The sequence below is a fragment of the Mesorhizobium sp. M1348 genome (assembly GCF_040317925.1).
Classification (GTDB): Bacteria; Pseudomonadota; Alphaproteobacteria; order Rhizobiales; family Rhizobiaceae; genus Mesorhizobium.
This window is the reverse complement of record NZ_JAMYLH010000003.1, coordinates 56,939-74,570: the sequence shown is the minus strand read 5'-3', so window position 1 is coordinate 74,570 and position 17,632 is coordinate 56,939. Positions and strand designations below refer to the sequence as shown.

20 protein-coding genes and 1 pseudogene are annotated in these 17,632 nt (G+C 61.9%); 7 read left to right on the top strand and 14 right to left on the bottom strand.

Going from position 1 to position 17,632, the window contains the following annotated elements; translation table 11 throughout:
- Positions 1 to 6 precede the first annotated feature (6 nt).
- The 9 genes and pseudogenes from NKH13_RS07360 to NKH13_RS07320 form a co-directional block, all read right to left on the bottom strand.
- The gene (locus NKH13_RS07360) at positions 7 to 1,098 is read right to left on the bottom strand and encodes a 3-deoxy-7-phosphoheptulonate synthase (protein ID WP_352911740.1); all 1,092 of its coding nucleotides are present in this window, start codon (positions 1,096 to 1,098) and stop codon (positions 7 to 9) included.
- 722 nt (positions 1,099 to 1,820) lie between these two features.
- Positions 1,821 to 2,063: a hypothetical protein gene (locus NKH13_RS07355; protein WP_352717171.1), complete on the bottom strand. Its 243-nt coding sequence runs from the start codon at positions 2,061 to 2,063 to the stop codon at positions 1,821 to 1,823.
- A 41-nt stretch (positions 2,064 to 2,104) separates the two neighbouring features.
- Positions 2,105 to 2,182: pseudogene (locus tag NKH13_RS07350) on the bottom strand (VapC toxin family PIN domain ribonuclease); the annotation flags it as partial.
- A gap of 20 nt (positions 2,183 to 2,202) precedes the next feature.
- The gene (locus tag NKH13_RS07345) at positions 2,203 to 2,997 is read right to left on the bottom strand and encodes an SDR family oxidoreductase (RefSeq protein ID WP_352911737.1); all 795 of its coding nucleotides are present in this window, start codon (positions 2,995 to 2,997) and stop codon (positions 2,203 to 2,205) included.
- 23 nt (positions 2,998 to 3,020) lie between these two features.
- Positions 3,021 to 4,022, bottom strand: a complete 1,002-nt coding sequence (iolG, locus tag NKH13_RS07340) for an inositol 2-dehydrogenase (RefSeq protein WP_352911735.1) — start codon at positions 4,020 to 4,022, stop codon at positions 3,021 to 3,023.
- Between the two features lie 65 nt (positions 4,023 to 4,087).
- Complete coding sequence (locus NKH13_RS07335; protein WP_352911733.1) at positions 4,088 to 4,855, bottom strand: ATP-binding cassette domain-containing protein; 768 nt, start codon at positions 4,853 to 4,855, stop codon at positions 4,088 to 4,090.
- Between the two features lie 2 nt (positions 4,856 to 4,857).
- Positions 4,858 to 5,934 carry an ABC transporter permease gene (locus NKH13_RS07330; protein WP_352911732.1) on the bottom strand — a complete coding sequence of 359 codons (1,077 nt, stop codon included), beginning with the start codon at positions 5,932 to 5,934 and terminating at the stop codon, positions 4,858 to 4,860.
- A 114-nt stretch (positions 5,935 to 6,048) separates the two neighbouring features.
- A complete protein-coding gene (locus NKH13_RS07325) occupies positions 6,049 to 6,990 on the bottom strand; it encodes a sugar ABC transporter substrate-binding protein (RefSeq protein ID WP_352451673.1) in 942 nt (313 codons plus the stop codon).
- A gap of 310 nt (positions 6,991 to 7,300) precedes the next feature.
- Positions 7,301 to 8,332, bottom strand: coding sequence for a LacI family DNA-binding transcriptional regulator (locus tag NKH13_RS07320; RefSeq protein WP_023677522.1), 1,032 nt, complete (start codon positions 8,330 to 8,332; stop codon positions 7,301 to 7,303).
- Between the two features lie 117 nt (positions 8,333 to 8,449).
- Here NKH13_RS07320 and NKH13_RS07315 point away from each other — a divergent pair, with 117 nt between their 5' ends.
- The 3 genes from NKH13_RS07315 to NKH13_RS07305 are packed head-to-tail and all read left to right on the top strand — an operon-like array spanning position 8,450 to position 11,186.
- Positions 8,450 to 9,598: a fatty acid desaturase family protein gene (locus NKH13_RS07315; protein WP_502914558.1), complete on the top strand. Its 1,149-nt coding sequence runs from the start codon at positions 8,450 to 8,452 to the stop codon at positions 9,596 to 9,598.
- A 41-nt stretch (positions 9,599 to 9,639) separates the two neighbouring features.
- Positions 9,640 to 9,954: a MocE family 2Fe-2S type ferredoxin gene (locus tag NKH13_RS07310; RefSeq protein WP_352464700.1), complete on the top strand. Its 315-nt coding sequence runs from the start codon at positions 9,640 to 9,642 to the stop codon at positions 9,952 to 9,954.
- A 2-nt stretch (positions 9,955 to 9,956) separates the two neighbouring features.
- Complete coding sequence (locus NKH13_RS07305; protein WP_352912202.1) at positions 9,957 to 11,186, top strand: NAD(P)/FAD-dependent oxidoreductase; 1,230 nt, start codon at positions 9,957 to 9,959, stop codon at positions 11,184 to 11,186.
- Between the two features lie 34 nt (positions 11,187 to 11,220).
- Here NKH13_RS07305 and NKH13_RS07300 read toward each other — a convergent pair whose 3' ends face one another.
- The 5 genes from NKH13_RS07300 to hslV all read right to left on the bottom strand — a co-directional run bounded on the left by NKH13_RS07300 (position 11,221) and on the right by hslV (position 15,381).
- A complete protein-coding gene (locus NKH13_RS07300) occupies positions 11,221 to 12,180 on the bottom strand; it encodes a DUF1402 family protein (protein ID WP_352717180.1) in 960 nt (319 codons plus the stop codon).
- A gap of 183 nt (positions 12,181 to 12,363) precedes the next feature.
- Entirely contained in the window at positions 12,364 to 13,677 is a 1,314-nt protein-coding gene (gene hslU, locus NKH13_RS07295) for an ATP-dependent protease ATPase subunit HslU (protein WP_352464697.1), read from the bottom strand.
- A gap of 4 nt (positions 13,678 to 13,681) precedes the next feature.
- Complete coding sequence (locus NKH13_RS07290) at positions 13,682 to 14,278, bottom strand: DUF2585 domain-containing protein (RefSeq protein ID WP_254815925.1); 597 nt, start codon at positions 14,276 to 14,278, stop codon at positions 13,682 to 13,684.
- A 4-nt stretch (positions 14,279 to 14,282) separates the two neighbouring features.
- On the bottom strand, positions 14,283 to 14,840 hold the full coding sequence (locus NKH13_RS07285; RefSeq protein WP_352911727.1) for a GNAT family N-acetyltransferase: 558 nt from the start codon (positions 14,838 to 14,840) through the stop codon (positions 14,283 to 14,285).
- Complete coding sequence (gene hslV, locus NKH13_RS07280; protein WP_292660356.1) at positions 14,830 to 15,381, bottom strand: ATP-dependent protease subunit HslV; 552 nt, start codon at positions 15,379 to 15,381, stop codon at positions 14,830 to 14,832. Before hslV ends, NKH13_RS07285 begins: the two co-directional genes overlap by 11 nt.
- Positions 15,382 to 15,606: 225 nt before the next feature.
- Here hslV and hisB point away from each other — a divergent pair, with 225 nt between their 5' ends.
- Genes hisB through NKH13_RS07260 form a run of 4 tightly spaced genes read left to right on the top strand, consistent with a single transcriptional unit; the run spans position 15,607 to position 17,630 of the window.
- Entirely contained in the window at positions 15,607 to 16,206 is a 600-nt protein-coding gene (gene hisB, locus NKH13_RS07275; protein WP_352717183.1) for an imidazoleglycerol-phosphate dehydratase HisB, read from the top strand.
- 4 nt (positions 16,207 to 16,210) lie between these two features.
- On the top strand, positions 16,211 to 16,684 hold the full coding sequence (locus tag NKH13_RS07270) for a DUF2628 domain-containing protein (protein WP_352911724.1): 474 nt from the start codon (positions 16,211 to 16,213) through the stop codon (positions 16,682 to 16,684).
- 1 nt (position 16,685) lies between these two features.
- Positions 16,686 to 17,336, top strand: a complete 651-nt coding sequence (gene hisH, locus NKH13_RS07265) for an imidazole glycerol phosphate synthase subunit HisH (RefSeq protein ID WP_352717185.1) — start codon at positions 16,686 to 16,688, stop codon at positions 17,334 to 17,336.
- A gap of 3 nt (positions 17,337 to 17,339) precedes the next feature.
- On the top strand, positions 17,340 to 17,630 hold the full coding sequence (locus NKH13_RS07260; RefSeq protein WP_352717187.1) for a DUF1330 domain-containing protein: 291 nt from the start codon (positions 17,340 to 17,342) through the stop codon (positions 17,628 to 17,630).
- Positions 17,631 to 17,632 lie beyond the last annotated feature (2 nt).

Here is a 17,632-nt window from a genome sequence, read left to right as displayed (position 1 = left end):
GCTGCCTCAGGCGGCTCCCGGACGGCCGGCGATCATGGCGCGGCGCACCGACCGGCGCCGCTCGACGGCGTCGGCAAGGCCGTGAAGCACCGTCTCGGTGGCTGCCCAGTCGATGCAGCCATCGGTGATGCTCTGGCCATAGACGAGCGGCTTGCCGGGCATGACGTCCTGCCGGCCGGCGACAAGGTTGCTCTCGATCATGACGCCGATGATGCGCTCGTCGCCTGCCGCGACCTGGCCAGCCACGTCGGCCGCCACCCCTGGCTGGTTTTCCGGCTTCTTGCTGCTGTTGGCGTGGCTGACATCGATCATCAGCCGCGGCGCCACGCCGATCCGGCCGAGTTCCGCGCAGGCAGCAGCAATGCTGGCCGCGTCATAATTCGGCACAATACCGCCGCGCAGGATGACGTGGCAGTCCTCGTTGCCGGTGGTCGTCGCGATGGCGCTGCGCCCGCCCTTCGTCACCGCCATGAAATGATGCGGCTGGGCGGCGGATTTCACGGCCTCGGCCGCGATCCGCAAATTGCCGTCGGTGCCGTTCTTGAAGCCGACCGGGCAGGACAGGCCCGATGCCAGTTCGCGATGGATCTGGCTCTCGGTCGTGCGCGCGCCGATCGCGCCCCAGGCGACGAGGTCGGCGATATATTGCGGAGTGGCCATGTCGAGGAATTCGGTCGCCGCCGGCAGACCGAGATTGTTGACGGCGGCGAGCACGTTGCGGGCCATCCGCAGCCCCTTGTCGATGTTGAAGCTGCCGTCGAGGTCGGGATCGTTGATCAGGCCCTTCCAGCCGACCGTCGTGCGCGGTTTCTCGAAATAGACGCGCATCACGATCTCCAGCCGATCCGACAGGCTTTCACGCAGCGATGCCAAGCGGCTGGCATAGTCTACGGCAGCGGCCGGATCGTGGATCGAACAAGGGCCGACGACGACCACCAGCCGATCGTCGATGCCGGTCAGCACGGTGTGGATGGCGTTGCGTGACGCGGCAACGGTGCGCGTCGCGGTCAGCGTGCGCGGTATCTCCCGCATCACCTCGTCCGGCGTGCTCAATTCCCTTATTTCTTTGACCCGAAGATCGTCTGTGGTCGTCAACACGGCATTCTGCTCCTGATTGGGAGACCTGCCGGCTGAAACAAAAAAGCCGCCAGGTCTGGCGGCTGTTCGGATGTTGTTGCTGCAATCTTCAGATCGAGCGCAATCCTCCCGCCGCCAGCGAGCTCATAAAGTACCAATATTTGGCGGTCAGGTTGATCATGAGGGCTGATATAGTCGATGCGGAGGCGCTTGTCACGTGCCAGGTGGCTCGGCTTGAAATGTGACATGTCGTCCATCGTCACCTAAGCCAAACCGCTTTATGCTTGACACGAAGCCGCTCCACCGAATGCGGCGCGAAAGCGAAATCAAAGGTTATGCCAGAGCCCCAAGGATACCATCTTCTCATAATCGTGGCGTTCGTATTGGCGATGGCCGGAATCGTCTATGGCTTGAGGTCTCCAAATTTGACTCTTGGCTGGCGCTTTGTGCTGTTCATTGCTGTTTTTGTTTTGAGTGCCCCTGGCCTCTTCCTTCTTTTCGCTTCGCTCGTCGCGCGTGCCGGGTAGACTGACACCCTTTATGGGCTCAGCCGTAGGGGAGCAGCATTCTGCGCCGCTGCAATGCTTTGAAGTCACATATGGATCTCGGGGTCTGCGCCGCGCCGCTTCGCTCCTTGCTTCGCCCCGCGATGAAGAAGCGATGGGCGTTTCCGCTAGTCGCCAAGGCATTCGGGATTTAAGCGCAAGCGCCTCCGATCTGTCACGAGCCGAGAAGGTCGTGTCTCAGTTTGCAATGTGTTCCAAACCTTGAGGATACCAGATGCCGCGACGAAACCAGTTGGCCGCACCCAAATTGGGCACGACATGGTTCTGGTCGAGATCGTTCATGTCCTTGATGATCTCGATACTGATAATTTCTTGGCGGATCCCGTAGGCAAGGGCGAAGAGTTGTAGGGCATCGGCTTCCGACCGGGCGGTAACGCTAACGCCAAGGCTACCGCTTATCCTGATCCAGTATGGATGCATCTCGGGTCACTTTCGAGGCCCAACATGCTGCGCCGAGCGGTTCATGCAGTCCAGGGATCGACGAGTTCAATTCCAAAGCCTTCGAAATCCTTCGTGTTACGCGTTGCCAAGGTGAGCTCCTGCGGCTACTCGGTTGATCCTATTCCGGCGACGACCCTGCGATGTTCTGATCGTAGTCGACCAGCGACCCGGTCATGACGCCGGACTGCGGGCTGATCATGTAGCTGATCAGTCGGGCAAGCTGCGCCGGCTTCACCAATTGGCCCATCGGCTGCGCGGCTTCGGCCTTCTCCAGCCAGTCGTCCGGCGCGTCATGCCATTTCTTCTGCACGATCGCCTCGCCCTCAGTATCCATCCAGCCGGGCAGCACCGCATTGCAGCGGATGCGATTGCCGCGATAGGCATTGGCGACATTCTTGGTCAGTGTCGCCAGCGCTCCCTTGCTCGACGAATAGGGTGCCAGGAACGACTGGCCGCAATGCGCCGACATCGACAGCACGTTGACGATCGAGCCCGGTGCCTGGCGCGCCAGCAAATGCGCCACCACTCCCTGCATCAAGAAAAACGGGCCGCGCACATTGGTCTGGAATATCTGGTCGAACAGATCCTCGGAGGTCTCGACCAGCGAGCCGCGGGCCGAGGTGGCGGCGGCGTTGACCAGCGCGTTGACGGTACCGAAATGGCCAATCGCCGTTTCGACCGCACGCTTGCAGTCGGCCACCTCTGAGACGTCGGCGCTGATAAAGATTGCATCGACGCCTGCCCGCTTGAGGGCGGCGACAGCCTTGTCGCCTTTCTCCTGCGAGCGGCCGATCAGCGCCAGTGCCCGGCAGCCCTCATCGGCCAGCGCTTCGGCGACGGCAAAGCCGATGCCTTGTGCGCCGCCGGTGACGATGGCGCGTGTTTCGGAATTGCGACCGGCTGAACCGTTCATCGCCTTGCTCCTGTGTTTGATAGTCAGATTGTTTTGTCGAGGCGGACGGTCTTGCCTTCCTTGGCCGATTTCAGCGCCGCATCTGCCAGCCTGAGCGCCACCAGCCCATCCTTGCCGCTCGGCGCCGCCTTCTTGCCTGACGTCGCTGCCGCGATGAAGGCGGCGATCTCGTTGGCATAGGCGTCGAGATAACGGGTCATGAAGAAATCGTGCAGCGGCGGCCGCGTATAGCCCTTTTCATTGGCCAGTTCGATCGACACCGGCCGCTGGTTCTCGGCCGCAATCATGCCTTTCGAGCCATGCACCTCGATGCGCTGATCGTAGCCATAGGTGGCGCGGCGCGAGTTGGAGATGACGCATTGCTTGCCGGAGGCAGTTTCGAGGATGACGCTGACGCTGTCGAAGTCGCCGGCCTCGCCGATCTTTTTGTCGACCAGCACCGAAGCGTGCGCGCTGACCGCCACCGGCTCCTCGCCGAGCAGGAAGCGCGCCATGTCGAAATCATGAATGGTCATGTCGCGGAAAATGCCGCCCGAGCGGCCGATATAGTCGAGCGGCGGCGGGCCGGGATCGCGCGAGGTGATGGTCACCATCTCGACCGTGCCGATGGCGCCGTCGTCGATCGCCTTGCGCACGGCGGCAAAGTGCGGATCGAAGCGGCGGTTGAAGCCTACCATCAGGGTGGCGCCAGCCTTGTCGACGACGGCCAGGCATTGTTCCACCCTGGCGGCGTCGAGGTCGATCGGCTTTTCGCAGAAGATCGCTTTACCCGCTTTGGCGAAGCGTTCGATCAGATCGGCATGAGTGTCGGTGGGCGTGCAGATGATGACCGCATCGATATCGCCGGCCTTCTCGATGGCATCGATGCTGCGCACTTCGGCGCCATAGGCAGAGGCCAGATCGGTCGCCGCCTTCTCGAACGCGTCGGCAACCGCAACCAGCCTGGCCTGCGGATTGGAACCAACGGCGCGAGCATGGACCTTGCCGATACGGCCGGCACCGAGAAGAGCAAAGCGAAGAGGCATGAAGAATTTCCTTTGAGGATGGTTTGGAAGGGAAGGCGTCAGCGCCTGTGGCTCAGCGTTGGCCCTTAGGCCGCAAGTTCCGCCTGCCCGGTCTTGGCGCCGGTGATGTAGGAGACGATATCGTTGCCGTCGGTGTCCTGCTTGCGCAAATTGGCGACGATGCGGCCGCGCCGGAAAACGACGATACGGTCGACCAGATCGAACACCTGGCGCATATTGTGAGAGATCAGGATTAGCGGTTCGCCATTCTCCTTCAGCGTGCGTATGATGTTTTCGACCTGCATCGTCTCCTGCACGCCGAGTGCCGCCGTCGGCTCGTCCATGATGATGAGCTTGGAAGCAAAGGTCGCGGTTCTGGCGATTGCCACGCACTGGCGCTGGCCACCCGACATGTGGCGGATGGTGTTGGAAAGATTGGGAATCTTGACCGCGGTGCGGACCAAGGCTGCCTCGGTCGCCTTGCGCATGAATTTGCGATCGAGGATCGAGAAGGGTCCTAGATTGAACAGCACCCGCTCGCGGCCGAGGAACAGGTTCGACGGCACGTCGAGGTCGTCGGCGAGCGCCAGGTTCTGAAACACCGTCTCGATGCCCGCCTCGCGGGCTTCGATGGGGCCGGCGAAATTCACTTCCTTGCCGTCGAACCACATCTTGCCGTTGGTGCGCTGCTCGACACCGGCAATCTGGCGCACGAAGGTCGATTTGCCGGCGCCGTTGTCGCCCATGATGGCGACGTGCTCGCCCTTGCGCAGCTCGAAATTGGCACCCTCCAGCGCATGGACGCCGCCATAATACTTGGTCAGGTTTTCGGTTTTCAGCACGACGTCCGACATGATCAAGCCCTCATTGCCCGCAGGCGTTGGCGCCACTGGTCGAGTACGACTGCGCCGACGATGATAACGCCCTTGACCATCTCCTGATAATAGGCGTCGAGGCGCAGAAAGGTGAAGCCGGAGATGATGACGCCGAAGATCAGCGAGCCGATCACCGTCCCGATAATCGAGCCGCGACCGCCCGACAGCGACACGCCGCCGATAACCGCCATGGCGATCGCGTCGAGCTCGTACATCACACCCATGCCGGCCTGGGCGGTGAGATTTTTCGAGCTCAGCACCACGGCGGCGAGCGCGGCGAGGACGCCGGCAATGACGTAGACGAGGATCTTGTGGTTGGCGATGTTGATGCCGGACATGCGCGCGGCGTCCTCATTGGAGCCGATTGCATAGCAGTGCTTGCCATATTTGGTGTAGCTCAGGATCAGCTGGAACAGCACCGCGAGTGATATGAAAATGATGACCGGCATCAGCCCCTTGCCGATGGAGGCGAAACTCTCGGTCGGAAACGAGATCGGCTGTCCCTTCGACCACCATTTGGCGATGCCGCGCGCGGTGACCATCATGCCGAGCGTGGCGATGAACGGCGGAATGCGCGTGTAGGCGATCAATGCACCGTTGACCAGGCCGGCCAGCAGACCGCAGCCGATCGCGACCAGCACCGGCACGATCACCGGCAGGTCGGTCCAGCCCTGGGCGATGAACATTGCCTTGGGGTTCGGGTTGCCGTTGACCGTCGCCACCTGGGCGAAGCTCATGGCGATCATCGCCGTGGCGCCGACGATCGAACCCGAGGACAGGTCGATGCCGCCGGTAATGATTACCTGCGTCACGCCGATGGCAATGATGCCGACGATCGACACCTGCAGGATGATGATCTGCAGGCGCGCCTCGTTGAAGATCGCATCGATATTGTCGCGGGTATTGAACAGGAAGCTGTCGCCCAGGAAAACCCGGCCGATCAGTTCGAAAGCGCCGACGAGGATGACGAGCGCCAGGAAGACGTTGAATTCGGCTGGCCATGCGCGCCGCTTCGCATCATAGCTGAGCCCGCCGACGCCGTGAGATGTCTGTGCCAATCGTGCTTCCTCCGTCAGCCACGGTCTCCACTCGGCGCTGTTCAGGCCGAGAGGGAAAAAGCGGAGCGGCGCTGTCTTACTTTGGCGCGCCGCTCCGTATCGGACAGGTCCGCCTCAGTTCTTCTTCAGGAACTTGTCGATATTCGCAGGCGTGACCAGCTGGAACGGGATGTAGACCTTGTGCTCGACCTTCTCGCCCTTCGCCAGCTTGAGCGCTGCGTCAAGCGCGCCGGCGCCCTGGCCGGCTGCGTCCTGGAACACCGTCGCATCGAGGTCGCCCGCCTGCATCGCCGCAAGCGCATCCTGGGTAGCGTCGACGCCGCCGACGACAACCGACTTCATGTCGATGTTGGCGGCCTTCATCGCCTGGATGGCGCCGATGGCGCTTTCGTCATTGTTGGCGATGACGCCGTCGAACGGCTTGCCTGTCGACAGCCAGTTGGTCATCAGGTTCTGCGCTTCTTCGCGCTTCCAGTTCGACGTCTGCTTGTCGATGATCTTGATGAAGCTGCACTCCGGCGTGGCGATCACGTCGTCAATGTCCTTGGTGCGCTGCACCGCTGCCTGGTTCGACAGCTCGCCCATGATCACATAGACATTGGCTTCAGTCTTGCCGGCCTCCTTGAACAGGCGGCAGACCTCCTTGGTCTCGAGCGTCCCGGAATCGGCTTCGTTCGAGGCAACGAAGGCCTGGTTTTCGGGCAGCGTGTCGACGTTGACCGGCTCGCGATTGACATAGACCAGCGGAATCTTGGCAGCGGCGGCTGCGTCCGACATCGCCTGGGTGGCCGAGGTGTCGACCGGGTTGACGATGATGGCGTCGACGCCCGAGGCGGCGAAGTTCTTGATCTGGTCGAGTTGCTTGGCGACGTCGTTCTGCGCATCCTCCACCTGCAGCTCGACGCCGTCCATGCCCTTGGCCTGCTCGATCATGCCGTTGCGCAGCACGGTGAGAAAATTGTCGTCGAACAACGCCATCGACACGCCGATCTTGGCTGCAAAGGCGGACGAACTCATCAGCGCCGCGAACGCGACGCCCAAAAGCAGTTTTTTCATTTTATTTCTCCTCCACATTGGTGTCCGGCTGCACCGATTTACCCGGAATCCCCGATCTCGCAGGGAATTCTCTCCCGATTGCCATTTTCAGTTCCGGAAGGCATTTGCCTGAAACAGATCTTCCGGAACGAAAGAACCAAAATGCTCAGTTGGTGAAATATTTATTCCATTTCGCGTGGGCGTCAAGCGAGATTTCGCCAAGAGCAATGGATTTTCGGCATTTCGAGCGCTTTTAGACGAACGCTCAGGCAAGCCAGGCCTGAAAGCGTTCTGATAGATTACATCATGTGTGCCGCCAATGACCGCGACGTCAGATGTTTTCCGGCAGATAAATGTCGAAGGGCAGAAAGGTCTGACCCGGCGCATTCGCAGCGCCGGTCTCGATGGCGTGCGCCATCAGCCCGACAAGCTCGCGGCAAAGCGCCGCCAGTGGCGTCGAGATCACCATCGTCAGGAAATTATCTGCCAGCGCCGCGCGGGAGTCGGGCGTGATCTCGTTGCAGACGACCGCCGGCATCTCAGCCGGCTTTGCCTCCCTCAGCGCCGAGATCGCGCCTTCCATGCCGCCACCGGCGACATAGCAACCGGCGAGATCGGGGTGGCGGGCCAGAAGCTCGATCATTGCATCATGCGTGATCTGGTTCGCTTCCAGATTGACCAACGTCTCGAGGAGAGTGAATTCCGGCGCCTGCTCGCGAAAAAAGGAGCGAAAACCGATCTCGCGAAGCTCATGGCCGTGGAAGCGATGGCTGCCGACGAAGAGGGCGACCTTGCCAGGTCTCTTCGCGGCCTTCGAGATCATCCAGGCAGCGGTGCGGCCAACCTTGCGATTGTCGAGGCCGACATAGCCCTCGCGAATACCGGACGCAAAGTCGGAAAGCAGGGAGAACACCGGTACACCATTGGCTTTGAGAGCCTCGACGGCGACCGTCAGCGTCGGGTGATCAGGCCCAACCAGGGCGACGGCCCTGGATTTGGCGGCCAGCTTGCGCATCCGCTCGACGATCTCGTCCGGCGCCAGCGAAGCGGCGAAGTCGATGGTGGCCACGCCGCGAAAGCGCGGCGACTGCGATACCGCCAGTTCAAGCTCGCGGGCAAATTCACTGTAGAAGACGTCCTCCCGCCTCAACAGCAGGAACCCGAGCCGGTATTCGGGCAATTCATGGCGCATCCGCTGCTTGATCAATCCGGCTGCGTGATAGCCGATGCTGGTCGCCGCTTCATAGACGCGGCGTGCGGTTTCCTCGCGCACTGGCAAGCGGTTGTTCAGCACCCGGTCGACGGTGGCAACGCTGACCCCCGAAATGCGTGCCAGGTCGGTGATCGTCGGCCGTTTCGCCATCGCTGCCTCGCTCTACTGTCCGGCTCCTTTTACACCATTCTGATGGAAAATGATAGAAACTATCTTTGTGATATTGAGCCTATCAGGGCTCGGCGTTATTTTGAACGCTGACCGAATATGATCGAGGCCTCCGCCATGGTGGATATTGGACTCCGAACCGGGAATACGAGCTCCGCAGCAGCGTCCCGACGCGACTACAGCCTGATCGGCCGCGACGCGAAGCTCGCCGTCGAGAGCGGGCTGGCGGCGGCCGAGTGGTATCACACCGACGTGCCGCGCAAGCAGATGAAGGAGCTGATGCAGCGCTCCGACGGCCCGGCAATCCGCGATACCATCATCTGGCTCGGCGCCTTAGTCCTGAGCGGCGCCGGCGCCGTCTGGTTCTGGGGCAGTTGGTGGTGTGTGCCGTTCTTCTTCGTCTACGGCGTCCTCTACGGTTCCTCCACCGATTCACGCTGGCACGAATGCGGCCACGGCACCGCTTTCAGGACGCAGTGGATGAACGACGTGGTCTATCAGGTCGCCTGCTTCATGATCATGCGCAACCCGGTGACCTGGCGCTGGAGCCACACGCGCCATCACACTGATACCATCATCGTCGGCCGCGATCCGGAGGTCTCGGTCATGCGGCCGCCCGATCTGCTGCGCGTCGTTCTCAACTTCGTCGGTATTCTCGATGCCTGGCATGCGATGAGCGACATGCTGCGCAATGCAGCCGGCATCATCAGCCCGGCCGAAGGAACATTCATTCCCGACCAGGAGCAGCCGAAGGCAATCCGCATTGCCCGCATCTGGACGACAATCTATGCCGCGACCATTGCGCTGGCGCTCTACACGGGCTCGTTCCTGCCGCTGATGCTGGTCGGTCTGCCCAGGCTTTACGGTGCCTGGCATCATGTCATGGTCGGCCTGCTGCAGCATGGCGGCCTGGCCGAAAACGTCACCGATCACCGGCTCAACAGCCGCACCGTCTACATGAACCCGATAAGCCGCTTCATCTACTGGAACATGAACTACCACGTCGAACATCACATGTTTCCCATGGTGCCCTATCATGCGCTGCCCAGGCTGCATGAACTGATCAAGCACGATCTGCCGGCGCCGACGCCGTCCATCCTGGCCGGCTACCGCGAGATGATACCGGCTTTCCTGCGCCAGCTGCGCAATGAGGATTATTTCATCAAGCGCGAACTGCCGCCGACGGCGAGGCCCTATCGCGAGGACTTCCACAGGGATAACGCTGCCGCTGCTGTGGCTGCCGAATGACAAGCCCATGCCGAGGGCGCCAAGAATTGGGGGAGGCGTAAATGAGCGACTGGGTCGAGGCCTGTGACGCCGGGGACATCGACGAAGAGGACGTGATGCGCTTCGACCATGGCGGCCGCACCTTCGCCGTCTACCGCAGCCCCGACGACGAGTATTTCGCCACCGACGGGCTTTGCACGCATGAGAAGGTGCATCTGGCGGACGGGCTGGTGATGGACGATATCATCGAATGCCCGAAGCATAATGGCCGCTTCAATTACAAGACTGGGGCTGCCAGGGGCGCGCCGGTCTGCGTCGATCTAAGAACCTATCCGGTCAAAGTCGACGCCGGCAAAGTCCTTGTCCGGATCGGTTGATGATGACGAAGGGAATGGTCATCATCGGCGCCGGCGAATGCGGCGGGCGCGCCGCCCTTGCGCTGCGCGAGCTCGGCTATGATGGCCCGGTGACGCTGGTCGGCGACGAGCCGCATCTGCCCTATGAGCGGCCACCGCTGTCGAAAGACGCGATGGTCGCCGACTCGCCCCTGCTCAAGGCGATCGCCAGCGAGGCGGTCCTGGCCGGAAGATCGATCAGGCATATCCATTCGGTCCAGGCGGTGGCGATCGACCGCGCGGCGCATGTCGTGCGCCTCTCGGACGGTTCCGTCCTGGCCTACGAGAAGCTCCTGCTGGCGACCGGTTCGGTGCCGCGCAAGCTGCCGATGCCGGGCCTTGGCGGGCGCTGCGTCTACCTCCGGACCTTCAACGACGCGCTGGCCATTCGCGCCCATCTCAGCGCCGGAAATCGCATCGCCATCATTGGCGGCGGCTTCATCGGGCTTGAGCTTGCCGTGGCGGCACGCAGACTGGGTGCGGCGGTCACAGTTATCGAGGCGCAGCCGCGCATTCTGATGCGCGGCGTGCCGGCCGAGATCGCCGAGATCATCCATCAGGCGCATGAAGCCGAAGGCGTCAAAATCCTGTGCGGCGAGGGCATCGCCGCCATTGCCGATGACGGCGCCGAAGTGCGCATCACGCTTGCCGGTGGACACGACATTGTCGCCGATCTTGCCGTGATCGGCATCGGCGCCGTGCCGGTGACCGGACTTGCCGCGGAAGCAGGGCTGACGATCGACAATGGTATCGCCGTCGACGCCGAGCTTCGCACCAGCGACCCGGACATCTTTGCCGCCGGCGATTGCTGCTCGTTTCCGCTCGCCTTCTATGGTGGCCGGCGCGTGCGGCTCGAAGCTTGGCGCAATGCGCAGGAGCAGGGCGCGCTCGCCGCAAAAAACATGCTTGGCGCCGGCGAGGCCCATGCGGCGGTGCCGTGGTTCTGGTCGGATCAGTACGGCCTGACCTTGCAGATCGCCGGCCTGTCGGACGAAGGCCGCAGCATTGTGCGCCGCGATCTCGGCGCCGGCGCCTTCATCCTGTTCCACCTCGCCGAGGACGGCAGGCTGGTTGCGGCAAGCGGCATTGGCCCCGGCAACGCGATCGCGCGCGACGTAAGGCTGGCCGAGATGCTGATTGCAAAGCAGGCAAAGCCGGCGCCGGAAGCGCTGGGCTCGCAGACCGTGAAGTTAAAGTCGCTGCTGGCGGCTTGATCCGCCGCGTGGATAGTTGGCCGAACGCGTTCGGCTAAAACAGCGCCTTCAGCTCCGGCAGCTTGTCGTTGACCAGCCAGCCATAGTAATTTTCCTCCGGCAGCTTTTCCGGCTCGCCCGCAGCGCGGCGCTTGTCGTTCTCGGCCTTCAGCGCATAGGCACGCTGTTCGGGGTTGCCGACATTGTAGAGCGTCGACGTGATGCCGGGATTGCCTGAGATGTCGAAGCCGGCAATGCTTTCATAGGCGTCGATCGACTTCCTGATCGTCGCCGCGACATAAGGCAGTGTCAGGTCAGGGTCCATGATTGTCTTGTAGACCGCGTTCGGGTCGCCGACGTCGAGCTCCGGCAGGCCGGAAACCTTGTGCACGAGGTCGCTCATCTGCAGTGCCGTCAGCGGATTGAGCTGGCCAAGGCCAAAGGTCTGGCCGGCATAATAAGGCTGGAAGAAAGTGGCGCCGAAGCGGTCGTTGGGAAAGCTCTCGCCGTTGACGGTTTTGCCGCGGAACGACCGGTTCCACACCTGTTCGCGGCACTCCCACAGATCGTAGCTGTCGGACTTCCCTGCGCATTTCGCAAATTGCGGCCGTTGCACGAAATCGGTGATGTCCTCGCCATCATAGGCAAAGGAGAGCTTGCTCGACAGGTACGAGATCGCCTTCACGTAATAGGTCTGCAGCCGGTCATAGGCATCGACATTATAAGTATGCTCGCCGACGACGGCTCCAACGATATGCATTGGGTCGATGCCATAGGCCGCGGCTGCCTGCTTGATCTTGCCGCGCAGTTCGGCATCGTTCTGGAGCAGCGCAAAGACTTTTCGGTATTTCGCCTGGAACGTGGTGTTGGTCGCCTGGGTGCGCCGGCTCGATGCGCCCGGTATGTCGGGTTGCTCGGTGTTGCGGTTGCCCGGCGGCACCATCGTTGCCGCTTGCGCGGCGAACATGGCTGCCGCCAGCGTCAGCCCCAAAATGACGAGGATCAGTTTTTTCATGCGCCGCCGCCCAAATAATCGCCGGCAAACTAGGTAATGCTCCACCGGGAGTCGAGAGACGCCTGCACCGGACGGGACGAAAGCTTGCCGGATGCTTCCATTTGGCCACACATCGGGAATGCCGGGCCGAATTAGGCGGAGACCGGGAGCAATTCCCCGGCCTCTTCGAGAATGAAGCGTCTCCTACAGGATGAAACGCGACAAGTCCGTGTTTCTGGAGAGGTCGCCGACGTGCTTCTCGACATAGGCGGCATCGATGGTCACCGAGGTGCCGTTACGGTCCGGCGCGTCATAGGAGATGTCGTCAAGCACCCGTTCCATCACCGTCTGCAGCCGCCTGGCGCCAATGTTCTCGACGCTTGCGTTGAGGTCCACGGCGATGCCGGCCAACGAATCGATCGCGTCGTCGGTGAAGACCAAGTCGACGCCTTCGGTCTTCATCAGCGCGATATACTGCTTGATCAGGCTGGCTTCGGTCTCTGTGAGGATGCGGACGAAATCGTCCTTCTCCAGCGCCCGCAGCTCGACGCGGATCGGCAGGCGGCCCTGCAATTCCGGCAGCAGGTCGGAGGGCTTGGCGACGTGGAACGCGCCCGAGGCGATGAACAGGATGTGGTCGGTCTTCACCGGTCCGTATTTGGTCGCAACCGTGGTGCCTTCGACCAGCGGCAGCAGGTCGCGCTGCACGCCTTCACGCGAAACGCCGGCACCGATGCCGCCTTCGCGCGAGGCGATTTTGTCGATCTCGTCAAGAAAGACGATGCCGTCGTTCTCGGTCGATTCGAGTGCCCTGCGCACCACTTCGTCCTGATCGAGCAGCTTGTCGGACTCGTCGCCGATCAACAGCCCGTAGGACTCCTTGACCGTCGTCTTGCGCAACTTGGTCTTCTTGCCACCCATCGCCTTCGACAGCATGTCGTTGATATTGAGCACGCCGATATTGGCGCCCGGCATGCCGGGGATCTCGAAGCCGGGCATGCCGCCATTGCCGGTATCGGCCACTTCGATCTCGATCTCCTTGTTGTCGAGCTCGCCGTCGCGCAGCTTCTTGCGGAAACTGTCGCGGGTGGCCGGGCTTGCCGTCTTGCCGACGAGGGCTTCGAGCACCCGTTCCTCGGCGTTGATGTGGGCTCGCGCCTTGACGTCCTCGCGCATCTTCTCGCGCACCAGCCCGATGGCGATCTCGACCAGATCGCGGATGATCTGCTCGACATCGCGGCCGACATAGCCGACCTCCGTAAACTTGGTGGCTTCGACCTTGACGAAAGGCGCACCGGCAAGGCGTGCCAGGCGGCGCGATATCTCGGTCTTGCCGACACCGGTCGGGCCGATCATCAGGATGTTCTTCGGCATCACCTCTTCGCGCATCTGGCCCTCGAGCTGCTGGCGGCGCCAGCGGTTGCGCAAGGCAATCGCCACGGCACGCTTGGCGTCTTTCTGGCCGATGATGAAGCGGTCGAGTTCCGAAACGATTTCGCGGGGAGAGAAGGTGCTCATGTCACTAAATTCCACTTTGCCACTGCCGAATGGACTCGAACGGATGCAGCAGCATGATCACGTTGAGTGTCAGATTGTCCCGGATGAGATAGCCGACACCGAATTCGAAGATGAGGGCGAGGGTTACGATCACCCATATAGGAAGCCTTCGCGCCATGACAAACCCCAGCACCATTGCCAGCGTGTCCGACACCGAATTGATGATGCTGTCGCCATAATAGTCGAGCGAGATCGTGCCGGCGCGATAGCGATCGATGATGAAAGGGCTGTTCTCGAGCAGCTCCCAGCCGCCCTCTATCACCACCGCAAAGGCCAGCCTGAGCCCGATCGGCGAGCGCGGGAAAAGAAACCACGCCAGCGCATAGAACAGGAAGCCGTGAATGATGTGCGAGAAGCTGTACCAGTCGGAAATATGCTGGGAATTCTCGGAGCTCTGCACGATGCCGTGCCACAGCTTGACGTAGCCGCAGGTACAAATCGGCGTCCGCCCCATGCCGTAGAGGACCCCGGCCTGGAAGATGACCAGGCCGAGAACCAGCAGAAGCCCCATTCGCCAGCTGTCTTCGTAGGCCGAGACGGTTTTGTCGCTGGAAACGCTCATGCTGCTATTGCCCCTCTTCTGTGTCACCCTGTTCGGCATCACCCTGTTCGGCGTCACCCTCTGGGGCATCAATCGCCATCAGCACGGCATCGCCATATTCCGACTTCCTGCGATCGATAGCCCTGAAACCGGCCTTTTCATAGGCTCGGATAGCCCGTGCATTGGCTGGGTCCGGATCGATGATGACGCGCGGCGCCCCTTCCTCGAAAAGCTGCTCGACGAACTGCCGGACGATCGCCGAGCCGTGGCCGATCCCGACAAGCTCCGGCACGCCGATCGACAGATCGATGCCGAGCGTGCCGAACGGCTGGTCGCTATAGGGATGGCCATCCTCCAGATGTGGATCGTAGCTCTGCAGATAGCCGATGGGTTTGCCGTCGAGCTCGACAATCAGCGGCTCGACCGAAATGCTGTCGATATGTTCGCGGATCTCCGCGATCTCGGTCTCTGGATCGTTCCACCATTCGGCGACATGCGGCTCGGCAAGCCAGCCGGCGATCATCGGCAGGTCCCTCTGGGTCACAGGCCGAAAACCATAGCGGAGGCTCCGCTCAGGCGGCATCGAGGGTTTCGACGACGAAGCTGTTGTTGGTGTAGACGCAAATGTCTGATGCGATCTGCATCGCCTTGCGGGCGATCTCCTCTGCGCCCTTGTCGCTATCCATCAAGGCGCGTGCCGCTGCCAGCGCGTAATTGCCGCCCGAGCCGATGGCCATGACGCCAAATTCGGGCTCCAGCACGTCGCCGGTGCCGGTCAGTGCCAACGACACCGACTTGTCGGCCACCAGCATCATCGCTTCCAGCCGCCGCAAATAGCGGTCGGTGCGCCAGTCCTTGGCGAGCTCCACGCAGGCGCGTGTCAGCTGGTCGGGATATTGTTCGAGCTTGGCTTCGAGCCGCTCGAGCAGAGTGAAGGCGTCGGCGGTGGCGCCGGCGAAACCAGCGATGACGTTGCCGCCCTTGCCGATGCGGCGCACCTTCTTGGCGTTGCCTTTCATGATGGTCTGGCCGAGGCTGACCTGGCCGTCGCCGGCGATCACCACTTTGCCGCCCTTGCGCACGGTCAGGATGGTCGTGGCATGCATGGTCAGTTCATTCGACATTTTCCGCTCCGATAAGCACCGATCCCATCAAGGCGATCGGCGCGTTACGAGTGACTTGATCGGCCATATGTATGCATAGGCCGGACGATTGCAAACCGACCATCCGCCGGGCCGGACTGTGCTCCGCAGCGGTAACTGGCAATCGCCGGACCATGCTGCTAGAAGGCTTTCGTTTTCAGGCATGTGAACGCCTGAATCATGCAAATCTGAGACAAGGATGAGGTCATGGCGCCCCGTTCCGCCGAGATAAGCCGCAAGACCAAGGAAACCGACATCTCCGTGTCGGTTCAGGTCGACGGCTCGGGCAAATCCGACATTTCGACGGGCGTCGGCTTCTTCGACCATATGCTGGACCAGTTGTCGCGCCATTCGCTGATCGACATGACCGTGAAGGCCAAGGGCGACCTGCACATAGACGACCACCACACGGTCGAGGATACGGGCATCGCGCTCGGCCAGGCGCTGGCCAAGGCATTGGGCGAGCGGCGCGGCATCATGCGCTACGCCTCGATCGATCTCGCCATGGACGAAACGCTGACGCGGGCGGCAATCGATGTCTCCGGCCGGCCTTTTCTGGTCTGGAATGTTTCATTCTCGTCGCCGAAGATCGGTACGTTCGACACCGAGCTGGTGCGCGAATTCTTCCACGCGCTGGCGCAGAATGCCGGCATCACGCTGCATGTCACCAATCATTACGGCGCCAACAACCACCACATCGCCGAGACCTGCTTCAAGGCCGTGGCGCGTGCGTTGCGTTCGGCACTTGAGCGCGACCCGCGCCAGCCGGATGCGGTTCCCTCCACCAAGGGATCCCTGAAAGGATAGCGTCATGGCCATCTATATCGTGATGGAGCCGCCAGGCCGCAGCGAAAGCGTGGACACTACCTTTATCCGTGACGGCTTTGCCTGGCTCGGCTTCCTGGTGCCGCCGCTGTGGCTGGCGTGGCACCGGCTGTGGGTCGAGGCGGCATTGGCCTTTGTCGCCATGGGCCTGCTCTCGATGCTGGGCGAAAGGCTGGGCCTCGAAACAACCGGCTCGCTTTTATCCCTGCTTGTCATGCTCTTTATCGGACTGGAAGGGCAGGGCTTGCGGATCGCAGCCCTGCGCCGTCGCGGCTGGCATGAATGGGGCGTGGTCGAGGCCGACAGGCTCGACGACGCCGACGTCCGCTATGCATTGGAAGCCGAAGCCCAGTCGGATGAACAACCGCCGGTGCAACGCATCGTTCCGGACGCAGCACTTGCCCGGCCGGCGCAGATGGGCATGGCGCTGGGGCTGAACCATATTCCGGGAAAGCCCTGAGATGAGGGTCGCGATCATCGACTACGGGTCGGGCAATCTGCGCTCGGCCACCAAGGCCTTCGAGCGTGCCGCGCATGAAGCCGGCATTGCCGCCGCGATCGAACTCACCGCCGATGCCGAGCGGGTCAGGACCGCCGACCGCATCGTCCTGCCGGGCGTCGGTGCCTATGCCGATTGCGCCGCTGGACTGCGTGCGGTCGCCGGCATGTGGGAAGCGGTGGAGGATGTGGCGATCGCCAAGGCTCGGCCGTTCCTCGGCATCTGCGTCGGCATGCAGCTGATGTCGGAGCGAGGCCTGGAAAAGACCGTCACAAAGGGCTTTGGCTGGATCGCAGGCGACGTCAAGGAGATCACGCCGGCCGATCCGACACTGAAGATCCCGCAGATCGGTTGGAACACGATTGACCTGAAGCGCAAGCATCCGCTGTTTTCCGGCATTGCGACGGGCGGCAAGGGACTGCACGCCTATTTCGTCCACTCCTACCATCTGGACGCACGGAAGGAGGATGAGGTGCTGGCGGTTGCCGACTATGGCGGCCCGGTAACGGCCGCTGTCGCCCGCGACAACCTAGCCGGAACGCAATTCCACCCCGAGAAGAGCCAGGCGCTGGGCCTGGCGCTGATCACCAATTTCCTAGGCTGGAGGCCCTGAACCATGAGCAAGAAGGGCTATTGGATGGCGATGGTCGATGTCCACGATCCTGAGATCTACAAGCAGTACATCGAGGCCAATGCCGCGGCTTTCGCGAAATACGGCGCGAAGTTCCCGGTGCGCGCCGGGCGGTATACCAGCCCGGAAGGGCCGACAGGCAATCGCCACGTGCTGGTGGAATTCGAATCCTATGAAAAGGCGATGGAATGCTACGGCTCGCCTGAATACCAGGAGGCCTTGAAGTACAGGCTCGCCGGCTCGACCGGCCACTTTGTCATCGTCGAAGGCGCCTGAAG